This is a genomic window from Acidobacteriota bacterium, assembly GCA_018001935.1.
Classification (GTDB): Bacteria; Acidobacteriota; JAAYUB01; order JAAYUB01; family JAAYUB01; genus JAGNHB01.
Genome location: JAGNHB010000084.1, coordinates 1 through 19,837, shown reverse-complemented (window position 1 = coordinate 19,837; position 19,837 = coordinate 1). Strand labels below are relative to the sequence as shown.

General features: G+C 66.7%; 12 protein-coding genes. 9 read left to right on the top strand and 3 right to left on the bottom strand.

The window, feature by feature from the left end; translation table 11 throughout:
• The first annotated feature begins 161 nt into the window (after positions 1–161).
• The 8 genes from KA419_19890 to KA419_19855 all read left to right on the top strand — a co-directional run bounded on the left by KA419_19890 (position 162) and on the right by KA419_19855 (position 13,175).
• Positions 162–941: a hypothetical protein gene (locus KA419_19890; protein MBP7868198.1), complete on the top strand. Its 780-nt coding sequence runs from the start codon at positions 162–164 to the stop codon at positions 939–941.
• Positions 942–1,509: 568 nt separating this feature from the next.
• Positions 1,510–2,298, top strand: a complete 789-nt coding sequence (locus KA419_19885) for a neuromedin U (GenBank protein ID MBP7868197.1) — start codon at positions 1,510–1,512, stop codon at positions 2,296–2,298.
• A gap of 205 nt (positions 2,299–2,503) precedes the next feature.
• Complete coding sequence (locus tag KA419_19880) at positions 2,504–4,930, top strand: arylsulfatase (GenBank protein MBP7868196.1); 2,427 nt, start codon at positions 2,504–2,506, stop codon at positions 4,928–4,930.
• 67 nt (positions 4,931–4,997) lie between these two features.
• Entirely contained in the window at positions 4,998–6,512 is a 1,515-nt protein-coding gene (locus tag KA419_19875; GenBank protein MBP7868195.1) for a DUF1254 domain-containing protein, read from the top strand.
• Positions 6,513–6,597: 85 nt separating this feature from the next.
• Positions 6,598–8,664, top strand: coding sequence for a tetratricopeptide repeat protein (locus KA419_19870; protein ID MBP7868194.1), 2,067 nt, complete (start codon positions 6,598–6,600; stop codon positions 8,662–8,664).
• Between the two features lie 387 nt (positions 8,665–9,051).
• Complete coding sequence (locus KA419_19865) at positions 9,052–9,765, top strand: hypothetical protein (protein MBP7868193.1); 714 nt, start codon at positions 9,052–9,054, stop codon at positions 9,763–9,765.
• A 636-nt stretch (positions 9,766–10,401) separates the two neighbouring features.
• Positions 10,402–11,796, top strand: coding sequence for a DUF2252 domain-containing protein (locus KA419_19860; protein ID MBP7868192.1), 1,395 nt, complete (start codon positions 10,402–10,404; stop codon positions 11,794–11,796).
• A gap of 47 nt (positions 11,797–11,843) precedes the next feature.
• Entirely contained in the window at positions 11,844–13,175 is a 1,332-nt protein-coding gene (locus KA419_19855; GenBank protein MBP7868191.1) for a BamA/TamA family outer membrane protein, read from the top strand.
• Positions 13,176–13,414: 239 nt separating this feature from the next.
• Here KA419_19855 and KA419_19850 read toward each other — a convergent pair whose 3' ends face one another.
• Entirely contained in the window at positions 13,415–14,995 is a 1,581-nt protein-coding gene (locus KA419_19850) for an O-antigen ligase family protein (GenBank protein MBP7868190.1), read from the bottom strand.
• 271 nt (positions 14,996–15,266) lie between these two features.
• Here KA419_19850 and KA419_19845 point away from each other — a divergent pair, with 271 nt between their 5' ends.
• Positions 15,267–16,433, top strand: coding sequence for a hypothetical protein (locus tag KA419_19845; protein MBP7868189.1), 1,167 nt, complete (start codon positions 15,267–15,269; stop codon positions 16,431–16,433).
• On the opposite strand, the gene KA419_19840 is transcribed toward KA419_19845, so the two are convergent.
• Together KA419_19840 and KA419_19835 are read right to left on the bottom strand one after the other, a co-directional pair.
• Positions 16,427–18,256: a hypothetical protein gene (locus KA419_19840; GenBank protein MBP7868188.1), complete on the bottom strand. Its 1,830-nt coding sequence runs from the start codon at positions 18,254–18,256 to the stop codon at positions 16,427–16,429. The genes KA419_19845 and KA419_19840 overlap by 7 nt on opposite strands.
• Before the next feature lie 315 nt (positions 18,257–18,571).
• Complete coding sequence (locus KA419_19835) at positions 18,572–18,802, bottom strand: hypothetical protein (protein MBP7868187.1); 231 nt, start codon at positions 18,800–18,802, stop codon at positions 18,572–18,574.
• Positions 18,803–19,837: the final 1,035 nt, after the last annotated feature.

The following is a 19,837-nucleotide window of genomic DNA, read 5'->3' as shown; positions in this document are numbered from 1 at the left end:
CGGGGGCACAGGTCCAAAGAGAGTTCTTTGCGAAACGGGAGTGCGGTGGTGCTCCCCGCAGCCACTTGCTTCCTCGTCCTGATTACAATGTACAGGAGTGCGGTAGCGAGTCTTCGAGCTACCGCTTCGGATGAAAACTCACGTTCAAGGAGGACCTGATCTTGAATACCAAATCCCGCGCAATCTCACTGATCGTCCTGGCCGTGGCCCTGGTCGCCGCCGCCTCCCCCGTCGCCGCCCGGCCGGCCGACGACGACTGGGAGATCATGGTGGCCCCGTACCTGCTGGGCGCGTTCATGAACGGCACCGTCGGCGTCCGGGGCGTCGAAACGACCATCGACGTGTCGGCGTCGGACATCTTCTCCAAGCTGAAGATGGGGTTCAACGGCTACTTCCAGGCCAAGAAGGGCAAGTGGGGCTTCGCGTCGGACATCATCTACATGAACCTGGGCACGTACCAGGAGACCCCCCACACCAACTTCGACACCAGCCAGGGCGCCTACAGCTTCGTGGGCATCCGGGAACTGAACGAGCGGCTGGACCTGATGTTCGGCGTCCGGTGGAACGTCATCACGGGGGACGTCCTGTTCTTCGACGCGCGCCCCCCCCTCATCCCGGCCAACACCAAACTGAGCATGAAGAAGCAGTGGGTGGACCCCCTGGTGGGCATCAACTGGAACCAGCCCCTCGGCGAGAAGCTCCTGTTCAACCTGGGCTTCAACCTGGCCGGGTTCGGGGCCGGCGCCAAGATCGTCGTGGACTGTTTCCCGACCCTCCAGTACCGGGTGGGGAAGCGGGCGTGGCTGGGCCTCGGCTACCGGCTGATGTACACCAACTACGAGAAGAACTACGTGGACGGGGCCCTCGTCCAGCCGGCGGACGCGTTCAAGTACGACGTGGTCAGCCAGGGCCCGGTGGTGGGGATGGCGTTCCGGTTCTAGCATGGGTTCAGGACACTCATGAACCACGGATGAACACGGAGACAGGACATTCATGAACCACGGATGAACACGGATGAGCACGGATTCAGGACATTACAAAGACCTCCGGCGCCCCTTGGGACCTGGTTCTCCAGGCCCTGAGGCCCGAAGGGCCGACCAGAGAATAGCCGGGGGCGAGTCCTCGAGCCCCCGGTCCGGAGCCCGTCCCAAAATCTCCGGAGGACCGAAGGGCCGGTCAGAGGCACCTCTGGCGAGCGCGGTTTTCTCGCCTGCCGGTCGAGGTTATTTGCCGGATCCCCCTCGCCGGCCCTTCGGGCCTCCGGAGGGATCTTGGGGCGCGGTTCCGGGGGCTCGCGGACTCGCCCCCGGCTATTTTCTCGCCGGCCCTTCGGGCCTCGCTGCTCGGCGATTCCACGGGGACATCGGTTACCCGCAGCCAAAGGTCCGACTCCCCATTGAATGCGAAAGACATCTGGAATATTCCGCAGGGAAAACCGGGTTCTGAGAGAGAGTTAATCAACAAGGGGACTGTCGAATGCGATTTCATCGCTTCTTTTTAATCGTGGCATTGGCTCTATTCTTCCTGGCCGGGGCCGCCCAGGCCCAGGAGGGGGACAAGACGGAGCTGGCCCGGGCAGCCCAGAACCCCGTGGCCGGTATGATCAGCTTTCCCTTCCAGAACACCGTCAACTTCGGCGCGGGGCCGTACGACCGGACCCAGTACGACATGAACTTCCAGCCGGTCATCCCCTTCCGGCTGAGCGAGAACTGGAACCTCATCACCCGCACCATCATCCCCGTGACGTACCAGCCGGACGTCTGGGCGCCCACGGGCAGCACCGGCGGGGTGGGCGACATCCAGACCAGCTTCTTCCTGTCGCCCGCCCGGCCGGGGAAGCTCATCTGGGGCGCCGGGCCCATCATTCAGTTCCCCTCGGGCACGGACCCGCTGATCTCCCAGGGGAAGTGGGGGCTGGGGCCCACCGTCGTCGCCCTGACGATGTCGGGGCACTGGGTGATCGGCGTGCTGGCGAGCAACCTGTGGTCCGTGGGCGGCCAGGAAGGGCGTCCCGACGTCAACCAGCTCCAGTTCCAGTACTTCATCAACTACAACCTGAAGGACGGGTGGTACCTGGCCTCCGCGCCCATCATCACCGCCAACTGGGAGGCCGCCGAGGGGGAGAAGTGGACGGTGCCCTTCGGGGGCGGCTTCGGCAAGATCTTCAAACTGGGCAAGGTCCCGGTGAACGGGAGCGCGGCCGTGTTCTACAACGCCGTGACCCCGGAGAGCAGCGGGTCGAAGTGGTTCCTGCGCCTCAAACTGGTCCTGTTGTTCCCGGCGGGAGGGAAGAAGTGAACCTCCCCGCCCGTACCCTCGCCCCCCGGGCGATGGACTCCCTTCGGGCCTCCGGCAGGGACGGGGGGGTTCGCTCCCGGGGGCGCGGCGCCCCCGGCTATTCACGGGCGATTCCTTCGGGATCCGCCTTCTGGATTCTGAATTCTGGATTCTGAATTCTGCTCGAATTTTCCAGCGGGTGAAACCCGCCTGATGGAGGTACCCAATGATTCATTCAGCCGCACGAAACGTGTTCCGCGTCGCGCTGGGGACGGCGTGCGCCGCCTCGGGCGTCGCCCAGACCGGCATGGACCGCACGGCGCTGCCCATCCCCGAGCCCAAGGTCCCGCTCAGCAACGTGCTGGACGTCCGCAACGCACCGCCGCCGCCGTCCCGCTTCGAGGTGAAGGCGCCCGCCGGCGCCCCCAACATCCTCATCGTCCTCGTCGACGACATGGGCTTCGGCCATTCCAGCGCCTTCGGCGGGCCCATCCACATGCCCACCGCGGAGCACCTGGCCCAGGCCGGCCTTCGCTACAACCAGTTCCACACGACGGCCCTGAGCGCGCCCACCCGGGTGGCCCTGATGACCGGGCGGAACCACCACACCAACAACATGGGCTCCATCACGGAGACCGCCACGGCTTACCCCGGCAACACCGGGCAACGGCCCATGAGCGTGACCCCCGTCGCCGCCATGCTGCGCTACAACGGCTACACCACCGCCATGTTCGGGAAGAACCACGAGACCGCCGCCTGGGAAGTCAGCCCGTCGGGGCCCACCGACCGCTGGCCGACCCGCTGCGGTTTCGACAAGTTCTACGGCTTCATGGGCGGGGAAACCAACCAGTGGTCGCCGGCCATCTATGACGGCATGACCAAGATCGAAACGCCCACCACCCCCGGCTACCACTTCATGACCGACATGGCCGACCAGGCCATCAGATGGGTGCGCTCGGTGAAGTCCCTGACGCCCGACAAGCCCTTCTTCATCTACTTCGCCCCGGGCGCCACCCACGCCCCGCACCACGTCCCGGCGGAGTGGATCGCCAAGTACAAGGGGAAATTCGACCAGGGCTGGGACAAGCTGCGGGAGGAGACCCTCGAGCGCCAGATCGCCCTGGGGGTGGTGCCCCCGGGCACGAAGCTCGCCCCGAAGCCCCCGGCCATCAAGGACTGGGACAAGCTGAGCGCGGACGAGAAGAAGCTCTTCACCCGCCAGATGGAAGTGTTCGCCGGCTTCGCCGAGTACACCGACGCGGAGATCGGCCGGCTGGTGGACGCCCTCGGGGACCTGGGCCAGCTCGACAACACGCTGGTCTTCTACATCCTCGGCGACAACGGCGCCAGCGCCGAGGGCGGGATGAATGGCGTGTTCAACGAGATGAGCTATTTCAACGGGGTCCAGGAGACGGTCCAGGACATCCTCAAGCACTACGACGAACTGGGCGGCCCCACCACCTACAACCACTGCGCCGCGGGCTGGGCCGTGGCGGGGGACTCGCCCTTCGCCTGGACCAAGCAGGTGGCGTCGAGCTACGGCGGCACCCGCAACGGGCTGGTCATCCACTGGCCGAACGGGGTCAAGGGGAAAGGGGAAGTCCGCACCCAGTGGCACCACGTCATCGACGTCGTCCCCACGATCCTGGAAGCCGCTGGCCTGCCGCAGCCGAGAACGGTGGACGGCCTTCCCCAGACGCCCATCGAGGGCGTGAGCATGCTCTACTCGTTCAACGACGTCAAGGCGGCCGACCGTCACACCACCCAGTATTTCGAGATGTTCGGCAACCGGGCCGTCTACTCCGACGGCTGGCTGGCGGGAACGATCCACCGCGAGCCCTGGGCTACACAAGTCCGGGGGCCGCTCACCCAGGACATTTGGGAACTCTACGACACCCGCGCCGACTTCAGCCTGTCCAACGACCTGGCGGCCGCCAACCCGGACAAGCTCAAGGAGCTGCAGGCCCTGTTCCTGCGGGAGGCGGAGAAGTACCGCGTGCTGCCCATCGACGACCGCGGCGCCGAGCGGATAAACCCGGCCATTGCGGGGCGGCCCGACCTGATGGGCGGGCGCACCTCCCTCACGGTCTACGAGGGGATGGTCGGGATGACCGAGAACGTGTTCCTCAACATCAAGAACCGTTCCTACACCCTCACGGCTGAAGTCGAGGTCCCGAAGGGCGGCGCCGCCGGCGTCATCCTGGCCCAGGCCGGCCGCTTCGGCGGCTGGAGCCTCTACCTCAAGGACGGCAAGCCGACCTACACCTACAATTTCCTGGGACTGCAGCGTTTCACCGTCGCGAGCGCGGAGCCCCTGCCCGCCGGGAAGGTCACGGTTCGCTTCGAGTTCGCCTACGACGGCGGCGGGCTGGCCAAGGGCGGCCTGGGGACGCTCCTCGTCAACGGGAAGAAAGTGGCCGAGGGGCGGATCGAACGCACCCAGCCCATGATTTTCTCGGGCGACGAGGGCGCCGACGTGGGCGAGGACGGGGAGACGCCCGTCGTCGAGGACTACGGGGTCCCGGCCCCCTACCGCTTCACCGGCAAGATCGGCAAGGTCACCGTCGAACTGACCCCCATGCCGACCGCCGACAAGGCCGCCGAGGACAGGGCCCGCGCGGAAGTCGCCCGGAAAAAGGCGGCGTCGGACTGAGCGAACCCGCGGGCCGCCCCACCCGGGGCGGCCCCTGGACGACGACACTGTAACTCAAGGAGAAATCATGAAAAAGAACGGTTTGCGTAGCGCGGTCCTGGCAACCCTCGTCGCCGGGTTTCTCGTGTTGCCGGCGGGGGCGGAACCCCCCCGGATGAAGATGACGACCACCCTCCCGCCGGGCATCGCCTCACCGGACCAGGTGGAGACCCGCCTGGGGACCCTCCGGTTCTTCGACGGCTTCCCGGACGACGCCACCGTGTCCAAGCTCTACGACAACCTGGATTTCCAGCGCGCCGTGCAGGCTTACCTGCTCGGTCTGGCGCCGGTGAGCCAAGTGGCGAATCGCAATGAGATTCTCAAGCTGGGACCGGCCAATACGACCATTCCGATCTTCGAGGAACTGATGAACGCGCGGTCGATCTTCCTCACCCCGAACAACAACACGCCTTACACCTGGTTCTGGGTCGACCTGCACAACGGTCCGCTGGTTCTCGAAGTCCCGCCCAAAGTCCTCGGGGCGATCGACGACATGTGGTATCGCTTTGTCACCGACCTGGGCTTCAGCGGACCCGACAAGGGCCAGGGCGGCAAGTACCTGTTGCTGCCGCCCGGTTACAAAGGCGAGGTCCCGGAAGGTTACTATGTCGTGCGCCTGGAAACGTTCAGTGCCTGGGTCCCCTGGCGCACCTTTCTGGTCGACGGCGACCCGAAACCGGGGGTGGACCTGGTGAAGAAGTTCACGAAGATCTACCCGTTGTCTCAAGCCGGCAATCCCCCGGCATTGAATTTCATCAACGTTTCGGGCAGGGATTTCTGCACCGTGGCCCCGGCGGACTACACGTTCTGGGAGTATCTCAACCAGGTGGTGCAGGAGGAGCCGACGGGATCGATCGACCCGGTCACGTCGGGATTCTTCGCTTCCGTTGGAATTCAGAAGGGAAGGCCGTTCGCTCCCGACGCCCGGATGAAGAAAATCCTGACCGAAGCCGCCGCCGTGGGAGACGCGACCGCGCGAGCCATCACGTTCCGGATGCGCCAGCTCAAGGACGCCTATTACTACCCGAACAGCGCCTGGCGAGGCGGTTTCATCGGCGGGTACAAGTTCCAGGACAACGATGCGCTCATTCTCGATGCCTACTCGTCCTTCTTCTTCTATGCCACCGGCGTAACACCGGCCATGGATTCCAAGTTGGTCGGACAAGGGTCGCAGTATATGGCGGCCTTCATCGACTCCAAAGGCAACCCTCTCGACGGGGGCAAGAACTACAAGCTTCACCTGCCTCCCAATATCCCGGTGGCCAACTTCTGGTCAGTGATCCTTTACGACAACCAGACCCGCTCGATGCTCCAGACTGACCAAACGTGGCCGGCTGTCAGCAGTCAGACCAAGGGGATCCTGGTCAATCCGGACAGTTCGGTGGATGTCTATTTCGGGCCCAAAGCCCCCGCCGGCAAAGAGCACAACTGGGTTCAGACCATCCCCGGAAAGGGGTGGAATGTCCTATTTCGCCTTTACGGCCCCCTCCAACCCTGGTTCGACAAGACCTGGCGGCCGGGCGAAATCGAGGAAGTTAAATGAAGGTCGATGAACCGGTGAGGAGCAGGGATTGATCGCGGGACGCCGCCCCTGCTCCTCCCGGCTGTTCCGACGGGAGAGGGACCGGATGAGAAGCACGAACGACAAGGCCTTGCGTTGCGGACCGCGCGTTCCCCGCCGCGGCGGGCCGACCCGCCCGCGCCGGGCGCGGGCGGTCTCCCTGCTTATGGCCCTGTGGCTGGCGGCGACGACGGCGGCCTGGGCGGCACAGGCCCCCCCACCCCCCGCCGCCCCGGCCACCCCGTCCCCCGATCACTACCAGGCCGCGCGGGCCGCCCTCCGGGCGGGCAACCCCGAAAAAGCCGCCCAGGAGGTCAGGCTGGCGCTCCGCGACAACCCGTTGGACGCCAAGGCGCATTTCCTGTTCGGCTGCCTCCTGGAGAGCAAGGGCGTCCACGACCAGGCGGCGGTGGCCTTCCAGCGGGCGCTGATGTCCGACACCACCCACCCGGAGGCGCTCTACAACCTGGGGACCCTGCTCCTGGCCCGGGGCGAGTGGCTCGTTGCCGCCCGCCTGCTCGAGAACGCCGTGTCGGTCCGTCCCGGGCATGCCCCGTCCTGGAACAACCTGGCCAAGGCCTATTACCAGGCCGGGCTCCCGGAGTTGACCATCGCCACCTACGAGGAGGCGTCGAGCCTGGACCCGTCCAATGCCGTCGCGCTCGAGAACCTCCGGCTCCTGGCCGAGGCGGCGGGTCTTCCGGACACGGCCGCCGCGTATCGGCATCGCCTGGAAGCGCTTCGGCCGGGTCGTGCGGCAACGGCGGCCCCGGGCGCGGGGGGCGCGCCGGCGCCGTCCCCGACGTGGCCGACCGCCGACGCCCCCGCCCAGGCGCTCGCACCCGCGCCGTCGCCGGCGGCCGGGACCCCGGCGGAGGGCGCGGGCGAGGACCGGGAAGCCGAGGACCTCCGGGAGTTGATCCGGGACCTGCCCTGGGTGAAGGTCGAGCGGCGGGGCGGCCGGCTCACCCTGACCGGGTGGACGAGCAACCCGAGGGAGCGCTTGCTGCTGGACCGGGTCCTCGGCAAGCCGGCGGAAACCCCGGACAAGGGGAAGGCCGGGGCGGCGGGGGGCGGCACCCGGTTTCCGGAGGTTTTGAACCTGACCACCGACGACGCCGGGGACCCCCACCGCCTGATCGAGATCGACGCGGTGATCTTCACCCTGAAAAAGCTGAAAAACCGGAGCGAAGGCTTCAACCTGCTCGACGCCGTCAACATGAATTTCAACTACTTCGCGTCCGACCACCTGCACCCCGGGACCGGCTATTCCGCGCCGCCGGACGTGACCGGGGTGGTGACGGGCCTTTCCCAGCAGGGGTGGATCTTCAGCGCGTCGGTGGATTACGTCGTCAACATCGCCAACGCCTCGGAAGAAAAGGTCGCCGTCCTCGCCCGGCCGCACCTCACGACGCTTTCCGGCACGCCCGCCCGCTTTCTCGTCGGCGGCGAACTGGTCTATGAGGTTTCCGGGATCAACAGCGGCGACATCAAGCCGTACCCCTTCGGGACCTCGCTCCTCGTCACGCCGACCCTTCTGCGCACGCCGGGGCCCAACGGCGTCCCGCTGGTCCGGGTAGCGATCGAGGCGAATCGCACCAGCGCGCTCTCGGCCATTGCCGCAAAGTCGGACGGGCCGAATTCCTTCGACAAGATCTCGGTCACCAGCGAGGCGGTCCTCCCCCTCGGCAGGACCCTCATCCTGAGCGGTCTCAACCAGCGGGAGAGGGATCTGGAGCGGGGAGGCGTCCCGGTCCTGATGGACATCCCGCTCCTCAGGTATTTCTTTTCGAAGAAAACCCTCCTGGAGAGCGAATCGGCCGTCATCATCCTGCTGACGCCGCGCGACCCGGCCTTCATCGGCGAGAAGAACGCGAGGGAAACCGCGGCGTTCGCCGAGATGCGCCGCGCCTTCCTGAAGGCGGTAAAAGGCTCGCCCGAGGACCTGCGGCGTTTTCGCGAACGCTACCCCGACTGGCGGCAGCCGCAGCCCAACCGCTACGCCACGCACTTCTTCCTCATGGACAACAACGAGTTCTACCGCACCGTGAACAGCGAGGACCTCGCTTCGGATGACATCGACCTCGAGATCATGGGACCGAAGTCGAATAAGAAGAATATCGTCGAGGAGTAGCCCGGCAGGCGACTGCCTATCCCCGCTGCCCCAGGAGGAAGGATGAAGCGAACCCGCGGATCGAGCGGCGAGAGGGAACAATCGTGAACGGGATCTTTCGTTACCGCTGCCGCCCTTCTCTGCGGTCCTCCCCGAGCGCGGCGGCGCTCGCGCGAATGGCCGCGGCGCACACGGAATACACGAACGAAGAAGTCCGAATCCTGACGGCAGAAGTCAGGGCGGTAAGTCGACAGTCAGGAAGCAGGGGACGGAGAAGGTGTTTGGCCTGTTCACAGGGATCGGAGACGCTTCTTCTCCGTGCCTTCGTGCCTTGGTGAGAGAAATCCGGGATGGATCTCACACGGAGGCGCAGAGGCACGGAGAAAACGCAACATGGAAACGGAGGTCATGATGGAACCCGAAGCAACCCTTACCCGGGCCGGATGGCGGGCGCCGCGGGCCGGCGCCGTCGCCGGGATCGTCTTCGCCGTGCTGCTCGTGACCAGCCTGGCGCTCATCCGCTCCTCCGTTCCGCACGAACCGCGGGATGCGGGCGCCTGGCTCTCCGGAAACTGGCAGACGGTGAATTTGGCCCTGAACCTGTTGCCCTTCGCCGGGATCGCCTTCCTGTGGTTCATCGGCGTGTTGCGCGACCGGATGGGGGCCTCCGAGGACCGTTTCTTCGCCACCGTGTTCCTGGGCAGCGGCCTGCTGTTCCTGGCCATGATGTTCACCGCCGCGGCCCTGGCAGGCGGCCTCATCATGCTCTACGGGGCGGCCCCGGGACGTCTGCCGGATGCGGGCCTCTACGCGTTCGGCCGCCTCGCGGCCTACCACGTCGTCAATGTTTATGCCTTGAAGATGGCCGGGGTGTTCATGATCACCACGTGCACGCTGGCGATCCGCCTTGGGCTCTTCCCGCGATGGATCGCCGTTCTCGGTTACGCGCTGGCGCTGTTGCTGCTCCTGAGCGTCGGGTACCTCTACTGGGCCCCCCTGGTGTTCCCGCTGTGGGTGCTCCTGGTCAGCGTCTGGATCCTTTTTTCCAACCTGAGACCGGCGCCGCTCACGGACGGTCGTTCCGCCCCGGGCAATGCCCCCGGAGGGGTCGACCGTGCATAGCCGCAAGCCCCACACCCGGGGAAATTCCTTCCCATCACCGAAGGGGACACCCGTGAATAGCCGTGGGCGCCGCGCCCACGGAGGGCCGGGTGTTTTAGGGGTGAACGACCCCGGAGGGGTCGCCCACACGACAAAGACGGAACGAGAACGCTTAGGTGAAAGGAGAACCCCATCGGGGTTCCATGTTTCGAGGGACAATCTGAATGACAAGAAACGAAGACACAAAAGAACATGGAACCCCTACAGGGTTCAGGTCAACCGGGAGCGCCGTTGCTACAAACATGGAATCCCTACGGGATTATCGATCTCGCCTGGGTCTTTTACCGGTTGTTCGACCCCTTCAGGGTCATTGTTCTTTGCCGAATGCGGTTCACCACGGGCGCGGCGCCCGTGGCTATTCACGGTCGATCCCTTCGGGATCCGGGCAACTGCCGGAGACCCCTTCGGGATCGGGACAATTTCCGGCGATCCTTTCGGGATCCGGGCCCTTTACCGGTAGCTTGTTCGGCGCCTGGATTTTTGAGGAACGATCGCCGGTGGTTCCGGGCTGAGAAGAATTCAGTGTGAGTTTCAACGAAAAGCCTATACAGGAAGGGAGTTGTCATGAAAAGGAAAGTGTCCGAACACGGTCGAATAATGGGAGTCTCCCGACCAGCGCCCTCGCTGACCCACCACCTGTCCCGGGCGGAGCGCCTGGCCCTGGGAAAGAGCCTGCGGGAGAAATGCCCGCGCAATGCGCACGCGAAGTGGAAGGCGCCGGACGGCCGGCCCGACCCGGTGGACCTGGTGCTGGCCGCGGAATCGGGGCGGCTTCCGGAACTGCTTGCCCTGCGCCACGGGCGCATGGTCCGCTCGGCCTTCACCTTTTACCGGGGGGCGGCGCTGCACATGGCCACGGACCTGGCCGACACGCCGAACTCGGGAATCCGCGTGCAGTGCGGCGGGGACGCGCACCTGTGCAACTTCGGCGGGTTCGCCACCCCGGAGCGACAGGTCATCTTCTCCATCAACGACCTCGACGAGACCCTCCCGGCGCCCTGGGAGTGGGACGTCAAGCGGCTCGCGGCCAGTTTCGTGGTGGGCTGCCGCGACAACGGGCTTTCCGAGGCCGCGGCCCGGGAGGCGGCCCTCCGGTGCGCCCGGTCCTACCGCAAACGCATGGCGGAGTTCAGCACGATGAAGGTGCTGGACCTGTGGTACCTGACCCTGGATCCCAACACCCTGATTTCCACCATCACGGACGACGGGCTTCGCCGCCGGGCCCTCAAGCGCGTGGAGAAAGAGCGGGCGAAGAGCATCGCCGAAAACGTCTTCCCCAAACTGGTGGAGTCGGCGGGTTCGGCGACCTTCATCCGGGACCAGCTCCCGACGATCTTTCACGCGGAGGGTCACAAGCCGGGGGAGGTCGCCGCGGCGGTCGCGGAGACGTTCGCCATGTACCGGCAGACCCTGGCGCCGGCCTATCAGGTGCTGCTGGACCGTTACGAAGTAAAAGACGCCGCCCTCAAGGTGGTGGGCGTGGGGAGCGTGGGCACCGCCTGCTGGATTCTCCTGCTGCAGGCCGGCGAGGGGGACCCCCTCTTCCTCCAGGTCAAGGAGGCGCGGGCCTCGGTGCTGGAGGCCTTCGCGGGCCCCAGCGTCTTCCCCAACCACGGGCAGCGGGTGGTGAACGGCCAGCGTCTCATGCAGCCGGCCAGCGACATCTTCCTTGGCTGGATGGCCGGCACCGAAGGGCGGCACTTCTACGTCCGGCAGCTGCGGGACTGCAAGATCAGCGTCGCGGTGGAGACCTTCGGGAAGGCGGAGATGAACCTCTACGCCCAGTGGTGCGGCTGGGCGCTGGCAATCTGCCATGCCCGCGCCGGCGACCCCGCGGTGATCACGGGCTACCTGGGGCGCGGCGACGCGTTCGACCGGGCGATCGCCGACTTCTCCGCAGCCTACGCCGACCAGAACGAAAAGGACCATGCCGCCCTGGAGAAGGCGATCCGCAAGGGGAAGGTCGAGGCGGTCTTCGAGGAGGAAACGTGAGAAGTCAGGGGCCGGAGCGTTCCGCTCGTCAATCAATCAAACGTTGTATGCTTCTCGTTCTCGGGGTGATCTGCCTCGCCCTGCCGGCCCCGGCCCGCTGCGCGGACACCGGGCCCGGCGGACCGCCACCCGGGGACCCGCCGACGCAGGCCCAACCGGCCCCGCCGGCCCCGCCGCCGGGCGAAGAGCCGGTGCCCCCCCCGCAGCCCCCGGGCAAGGCCCCGGCGCCGGCCGGCAAGGACCCGCTCCCGGTCCGGCAGGACCGCCCCATTGCGCTCAACCCCAACCCGAGCCAGGTTCCCTTCGACACCGGCGCCCCCTCCCCGAAACCGCCTGGAGGGTCGGAAGAACGCCCGCCCGGGATCGATTTCGTGGTGGCGCCCATCCCCTTTTCCAACCCCACCACCGGCGCCGGCCTGGCGGTGGTCGCCGGCCTGATCTACCCCCTCCGGCGGGGCGACACCGTTTCGCCCCCCTCCACCACCTTCGTGGGCGGGGCGTATTCGCGGAACAAGACCTGGGGAGCGGGGATCGTGCAGCAGGCCTACCTGAAGGAGGACCGCTTCCGCGTCCGGCTGGCGGGCGGCGGGGGGCGTCTCAACTGGGACTACTACAACGACGCGGCCGGTCCCTCCGGCACGCGGGACCTCTACCTGGCCCTGAGCCAGAGCGCCTGGATCGTCAGCGGCGAATTCCTGTTCCGCCTGCGTCCCCACCTTTACCTGGGCCCGACGGGGGAATACCTTTCCATCGACACCACCTTCCGCTCCGGGCAGACGATCCCCCCCGAACTGCAGCCCCTTGTTGATCGCATCTCCAACGCCCTGCAGGCGAAGCTGGCGATGTTGGGCTTCCACCTCCAGTACGACAGCCGCAGCAACACCTTCTACCCGAAGTCCGGCCGGCTCCTGGACGTCGAGGGGAGCTTCTACAACCGCCGGTGGGGCAGCGATTTCGACTACGCGATCTACGAGGCCGCCTACAATCAGTACCACAAGCTCGGCGACAGGCAGGTCCTGGCCTGGCGCGTCTTCGGCCGGTACGCCGCGGGGGACCCGCCGTTCTTCGCCTTGAGTTCCATGGGGCGCGGGGCTGACCTGCGCGGCTACTCCTTTGGCAAGTACAATGACCGGCTGTTGATGGACGCCCAGGTGGAATTCCGCCGGGAACTCTGGTGGCGACTGAGCGGGGTGGCCTTCGCCGGGGTGGGCGGGGTGGGGGAGCGCCTTTCCGACCTGGACTCGAGGGGGATCCTGACCAGCTACGGCTGCGGTCTGCGCTTCCGGCTGTCCAAGACGAACCCGCTCAACTTCCGGGTGGACCTGGCCTTCACCCGGGACGGCCACGCCTTGATCCTGGGTGTCGGGGAGGCCTTCTGAGCCTTCCCGGGGCTTTGATCGGGCGTTTTCTCATCCGGTGGCGGCCTTCGGCCTGATCGTCGCCTGCCCCCAACCCGGATGAACCGGAAGGAAACCACGGATGGACACGGATGGACACGGATCATCCGGATCCTCCGCAATAAAAAAGCAGGCGGTCTCAACCTCTCGCAACGGCGCAAAGCCGCCAAGCCCGCGAAGCCGAAACCGGAAACGCCAACATGTTGGCAAGAACGCAGCCGCTAAAACGCCTGCATTCCCGGCTCGGACTCCGCGGCCTTCAAGGGCGTTTCCCTCTTCAATGGCGTGGTCTTCTCCCTCGGATCCTCCTCGGTGATCTCGAACCTGCAGGCGGCGAACGCCGCGGCCAGGAGGGGGAGCTGCCACCGGAGGGGCCGGTAGAAGACGTTGACGTCCAGGAGGTTGGCGGCCAGCAGCACCAGGAGGGCGGCCCCCAGCCAGAACACCGGGTCCCGCCAGGGTCCCGGGGACACCCGCATCCCGCGGTGGAAACCCGCCACGAAAAGGGCAACCCCGGCCAACCAGAACAACAGGCCCGGCAGGCCGAGTTCCGCCGCCAGGTGGGTGGGGAGGCAGTGGGTGTGGTAACGGAGCACCGCCACGTCCGGCCGCGGCAGAAAGGGCGGGACGGCGCGGGTGTAGTTGCCGGGCCCGACCCCCAGGACGGGGTGCTCCCGGAACAGCTGCACGGCGGCCTGGAAACCGAACACGCGGACGGCCGCCGTGTCGTCCGGGAGGGTCAGCAGGTTTTTCAGCCGGTGCCACTGCAGGGCGGCAAACCCCCGGTTCAGCGGGACGGCGCGAGCCCGCGCCAGCTCCGGCGGGACCGACCGGCCCTTCGCCTCGGCCAGGACCAGGTCCCGGGCGTCCAGCCGCCCGTCGGCGTTGAAGTCGTAGAAACGCCCCATCTCGGGCCCGGCGGCGGTGTTCCCCACGAAGGCCCCCGGCAGCCGGCGGGCCGCGTCCTGGCCCACGGCGTACCGGGCGTAGTACCCGGCGAAGCGGACGCCCAGGAAGATCATCTGCCCCAGTCCGGCCGCCAGGAGGGCGAGGAGGGCGAAGGCGGCCCGGCGACGGCGCCGGGCGAGGGCCCGCAGGGCGAGGGCCGCGACGGCCCCGAGCAGCAGCCCGGCCAGGGCCCCGCGGGAGCCCGAGAAGACGAGGGAAGCCGCCGCGAGGGGGAGGGCCGTCGCCCCCGCGACACGCCGCCACCCGCCGCCGAAGGCCCCGGCGGCCAACCCGGCCAGGAGGGGCGCCCCCACGGCAAGGAGGCCGGCGAAGTGGTTGACGTTGGCCGTGGTCCCCCCGACCCGCCAGCGGACCACCGCGAACTGGAACACGCCGAAGACCGCCTCGAAGGCCACCAGGGCCCCCGCCAGGAGGACGACGGCCCGCAGGGCGCCCCCCGCACCCGGCCGATCGGGGCGAAGCGAGACGCAGGCCGCGCCGAACAGGACAACCTGGGCCGTCATCACCCAGGGCGTGGAAGGGGCCTCGGAGGAGAAACCGCTTCCCGCCAGGGACAGGAGAAGCCAGACCAGGAAGGCCGTCGGCAGGAGGAACCGGGGGCGGCGGAACTCCGCGGCGACGCCGGCCGCGCGCGCGCCATCGCAACGGGCGGAGAGGAGGGCCGCCGCCAGGACCGCCGCGAGCCCCGCCAGCGTCAGGGCGCCCTGGATACGGGCGATCGCGGGGACCGCCGCGACCTCGTTGACCGTCAGCACCGCAACGGCCCCGGCAAAGAGCGCCGCGGCAGCGGTGATTTGGTGTTTCCCGGAACCCGTCGAAGGCCTGCGTTCCATGCTCCCCATCCGTCCTATGCCGCCCGTCCCGGACCCCGGGCAGGGCGATTCCTGTCGAGCCGCATCATACGCCACCCCGCACCGTCCCCGCAAGCCGTTGCCGGGGAAACGGCGGCTCGCCCCCCACCGGGGAGGCCCCGGGGGTTCAGGCTGCAGCCATTTCCGCGACAGCCCCGGGGCGCTCCTGACGGGGTCATCCTCCTTCCCGGAAAGGAGCGGACCGTGTTAAACTGAAGACGGACGACACTGTCTCGCACCGAGAGGAGGAACCATGAAACCGTACCGGGTTTGCCTCGCCGCCGCCGGGCTGGCCGTCGGCCTTTTCACCCTGGCCGTCGCCGGCGGTGATTTCGTAGAGAAAACCTACGTCTTCGACCTGGTGAACTGGGACGACCAGACCACCCGCCTGCTGGAACCGGACGGGAAAATCCCCGTCAAACTCCGCTCGGCCGGGGCGGAAGACGAGCGGGAACTGGACCGTCTCTACCAGCGGGAAGTCCTCCCGACCCTGATGAAGGAGCGGGACAAGCTCCGTGAAAAACTCGCGGGCATCGACGCGCGCCTCGGCGGCGGCGACCTGGACGACGACGCGGTGAAGGCGATGGCCAACGAGGCCCAGGATGCCTACCACGCCGCCGTGGGCGCCATCCTGGAGTTCGTCGCCGGCTGGAACCGGTTGGCGGAGTCGGAAAACCCTTACCACCAGTCGAAGGCGCTCGCGGTGGCCGGGTTCTTCGCACGCCAGGCCGCGGTCGACCGGACCTACTCGAAGGACTGGTCCTCGAGCAGCACCCGGTCGAAGACCACCACGGTCGAGACGCCGCAGGGGACGCTGACCCGGAGCACCACCCGGACGAGCGGGTCCTCCGTCAGCGTGGGGGTCAACCCCGCGGGGGCGATCATGGGCCTCACCGGCCTCTTCGCGAAGAAGCGCAAGACACCCCCCGAACCGCCTTACCTGGCCGCGGTCCGGGACGTCATCGACGCCGCCAACGCCCTGGGCGACCTGGACGAGTCGGATGGCAAGACCTGGAGCCGGATGACCCGGGAGGCGGAGAAGGCGGAGGATTCCGGCGACCGGGAAAAGGCCCGCGACCGCATGCTCCCCCTGCTCGACGATGCCGCGGACCTCAACCGCCAATTCCGTCTCGAGGCCCAGGCCCTCCGCACCCTGGTGCAGAAGGCGCTCGACGGCGGGGCGGCCGACCTCCCCGACGTCGCCGAGGGCCTGCGCGCCCTGGACGCCCTGTCCGAGCAGGCCGACGCGGCGGCCCGGGACGTGGAGTCGGGGATCGGGTCCCTGCGCCGGGCCCTGGGGACCTCGGACCCCTTCCGCCCTTCACTGGACGCGCTCCTGAAGGCGACGGTGAACCGGGAAACCGTCGCCGGGCGCCTGCACGACCAGGGCTACCGGGTTTCCCGGAAGATCGACTACTGACCGTTCCGAGCGGATTCACCCGAGGGATCTCCCGGCCGGCGAGCCCCCCCCGGAGTCGCCGGCGCGATCCGGACAATCCGGGAGTGAACGACCGGAAGCTGCTGTTCGTTCATGTCCTGGTAGATGTTCACATACCAGAAGGACCGGTCGTCGACGGGGTCCACGGAAAGGCACGAGTAATCCGCCCAGTTCGAGCGCATGTCGGTCTTGCTCATCTCGGCCTCGTGGATGTTCACCTCTCTCCGGAAGGTGCCCGGAGGGTCGGCGGCACATCGTGTGGCATAGCGGGAGGTCGTGTGGACCCCGTTGGCAGCGATGCTGTAACCGAGGGCCATGTCGCCGTCGGCGTTCATGGCGATGCTGCCGAAGAAGCGGTAAGCCCAGTCGTTGGGCCCGTAGGTGCCTTCCTGGTATAGTCCCCATGCCCCGCCGGGGTCTCTTCGCAGTTCGAACCAGCGCAGCACGTGGCGGTGCTCGGGAGGGGCCGCCGCGCTCACGGTGAAATTGCCGACCAGGGTCTCGTGGTCGGTGAAGTTGCGATACTGCAAACGGTACATGGGAACGGACGAGCAGGCGTCCAGCAGGGTCGGGCTTTCCCACTGCGGGACCAGCTTGGCGCTGTCGCCGGGAGGGATGTAACGAAACGGGGCGGTGGGGACGGACAGGGGATCGGAGAGCCTCGTCCTCGTCCAGCGGGCCCAGTCAACCCGCATGGACCGCACCGAAAGCCGGTCGGGGCCGGGGCTCCCCCGGTACGACCAGTACCGGTCGTCCATCAGGGTGACGAACCAGCCCGGGGAACCCGGCGGCGGCGGCGGGCCGTCCAGGTCGGCCGGAAGCGACAGGTTCTCGTCGCGCTCCGTCATGAGGACCTGGGCCGGGTCCCCCCGCAGGGCCTTCTCCCGCTCCACCGCCCAGAACCGGACCGGCGATCCCCATTCGATCTGGGACGTCAGGTAGTAAGCATCGGCCCAGACGCCCGCCTTGACGTAGTCGGGGAGAACATCGAGGGGACCGATGGCGTACAGGTGATAACGCCCCAGGGGATCGGCCGTTTCCGAGACCGCAAGGCTGATGTAGGAGGGGGTCTCGTGGGCGAACTGGACCAACACCCACCGGTCCGCCAGGGAGTCGTGGAGGACGATCGGGTCGATCATGTTTGCACCGCCGTAGCCTCCGCAGCCCCCGACGCTCTCCCACAAATCCTGAAGGCAGACCCGCGGCCGGACGGGCTCCCCGCTTTGCTTGTCGAAGATGCCGACGTCCACGGCGGGTTCATTGCCTGCCCCGCGCCACGTGTTGATCGACTGGATGTAGTGCCCCGGTCCGACGTCGCCGACGGGGTCCACCCCGGAGTCCACGCCGGTGGTGAGGCCTTCCACGTTGAGCTGGAAGGGCGTGCTCTCCGCTCCGGAATTGAAGCCCTGGTCCAGGAGCGGGTCCCGGAGCGGCTCGTCCACGTTCGGGGAGGGCTCGGCGGCCGGGAAGGCTTCGACGGCGCCCCCCCACGCGGGGCAGGCCCGTCCTGACGCTCCGGGGTCCGGCGCCGGGGGAAGGGACCGGACCTCGGCGCTGAGGCAGGGGGAAATCACCCAGCGCGTCAAGGGATAGGCATCGGCGGCCAGCAGGTCCAGGACGTCCACCCGCCCGTCCGGAGCGAGGTCGTACACGTACCCGGGAAGGGGGATTTCGTTCCCGGCCAACAATTCCCGGACCTGGTCCGCGGTGGCGGCGATCAACCCGGTCGCCGTCTCCGCCGGAGCACCGGTCGCGTCCCCGTGCGGGACGACCTTCCCCTGGACCATCCCGCCGGCAGCCCACATCCACCATTGAACCGTGAATAGCGGAGTCTCGCATAATCCTGGACAATCGGGTAAAAGAGAGTTTCTGCTGTAATCCGCACAGAAAAGCAGCGGTGACCTGCCGGGGTTCCGGAGGATGATTTCGAACGTTTCATCGGTGAAAACGACCTTCCTGGAAAGGTCAAGCTGAATCCCCGGGAGAGCGAAGGATGTGGTGATCATAAAAAACAGAATGGCCTGAGTTAACAGAGTACCTTTTCTCATTTCAACTTCAGTCTCTCCTTTAACTCAGCAACCAGACAGGCAGTGGGTGTCCAGAGTTTCCCCGGATCGTCGTCAGAGACGCCGCGGCTTTCCCCGGAAACCGTTGTAAAAGGTCATGCCTAAAACGATCGACAGCTGGGAGAAAGCCAGGAGCCACACCCCTGCATCAAGAAGGTTCGTCATCAGGAGCGAGAGCAGGACGCTCAGCAGCGCCCAGACGATCCCCGAACCGTACTCCAGCACCCCGACCCGGTAATAGAACACGGCGAAAACGATCATCACGAACAGGTCCAACCCGTACACGGGTTCCACTCCTGCGTTTTCATAACGACTGCTACAACGATCCCGAGCCCGAGCCTGCCGGTATCCGACCCTGGAGTTTAACCCGGATAACCCGGGAAAAGAACCATGAACTACACGAAAGAAGAATTCAGAATCCAGAATCCAGAATTCAGAAGACAGGAGGATGGGGGAAACGACAGCCCTCGGGAGGCCGTCGTCGGGAGACAGGGGAAAGGAGCGGGTGTTTGGCCGGCTGACCGAAATCGGAAACGCCTCTTCTCCGTGCCTCCGTGCCTTTGTGAGAGAGCTTCCGGAAGGTCTTTCCCCAAGGCGCGGCGATCCGTTGAAGGTAAGCTTTCGTGCCCCGTGGCCGCATCCGGGGGCCAGGCGGTTTTCTTTGCGGGCTTTGCGCCTTTGCGAGACCCGGATCCGGTTCGGCTCTCGCCCAGTCGCCCAGCGCTCAAAGGAAGACCGCTCAAGCGCCTGCTTGTATCGCAGGCCCCGTCAGCGCCGTCGTTGCGTCGGGGCCGCGCCGCCCCGGCGGCCTGCGCGGTGGGGGCGATGGCGATGGCGATGGCGACAGCGATGGCGATAACGATGGCGACAGCGACAGCGACAGCGACAGCGATTGCGATTCCGATACCGATTCCGATTCCGATTCCGACCCCGACAAGAAATCCTCCGGACCTACAGCCCAACCCGGATAAACCGGAGAGAAACCACGGATGAACACGGATGGACACGGATCATCCGGACGCTCCAGAAAAAAAACAGGCGGTCTTTACCTCTCGCAAAGGCGCAAAGACGCCAAGCCTCGCAAAGCCGGAACCGGAAAAGGGGGATTCCTTTGCGAGGCTTTGCGTCCTGGCGTCTTTGCGAGAGACCGGATACGTCGATTCCGGAACCGGATCAGCACAAGTGGGGCATTTTAATCCCGTGGCATGCCGGACGACGCTGCCGGGATTCCCTCCTCCGTCCCCGCATCGGGTTTCCCCGCTCTGAAAGCGGTGGGAGCCCACCGATGATCTCAAATCTTGCTCATTTTGCCAAAGATCT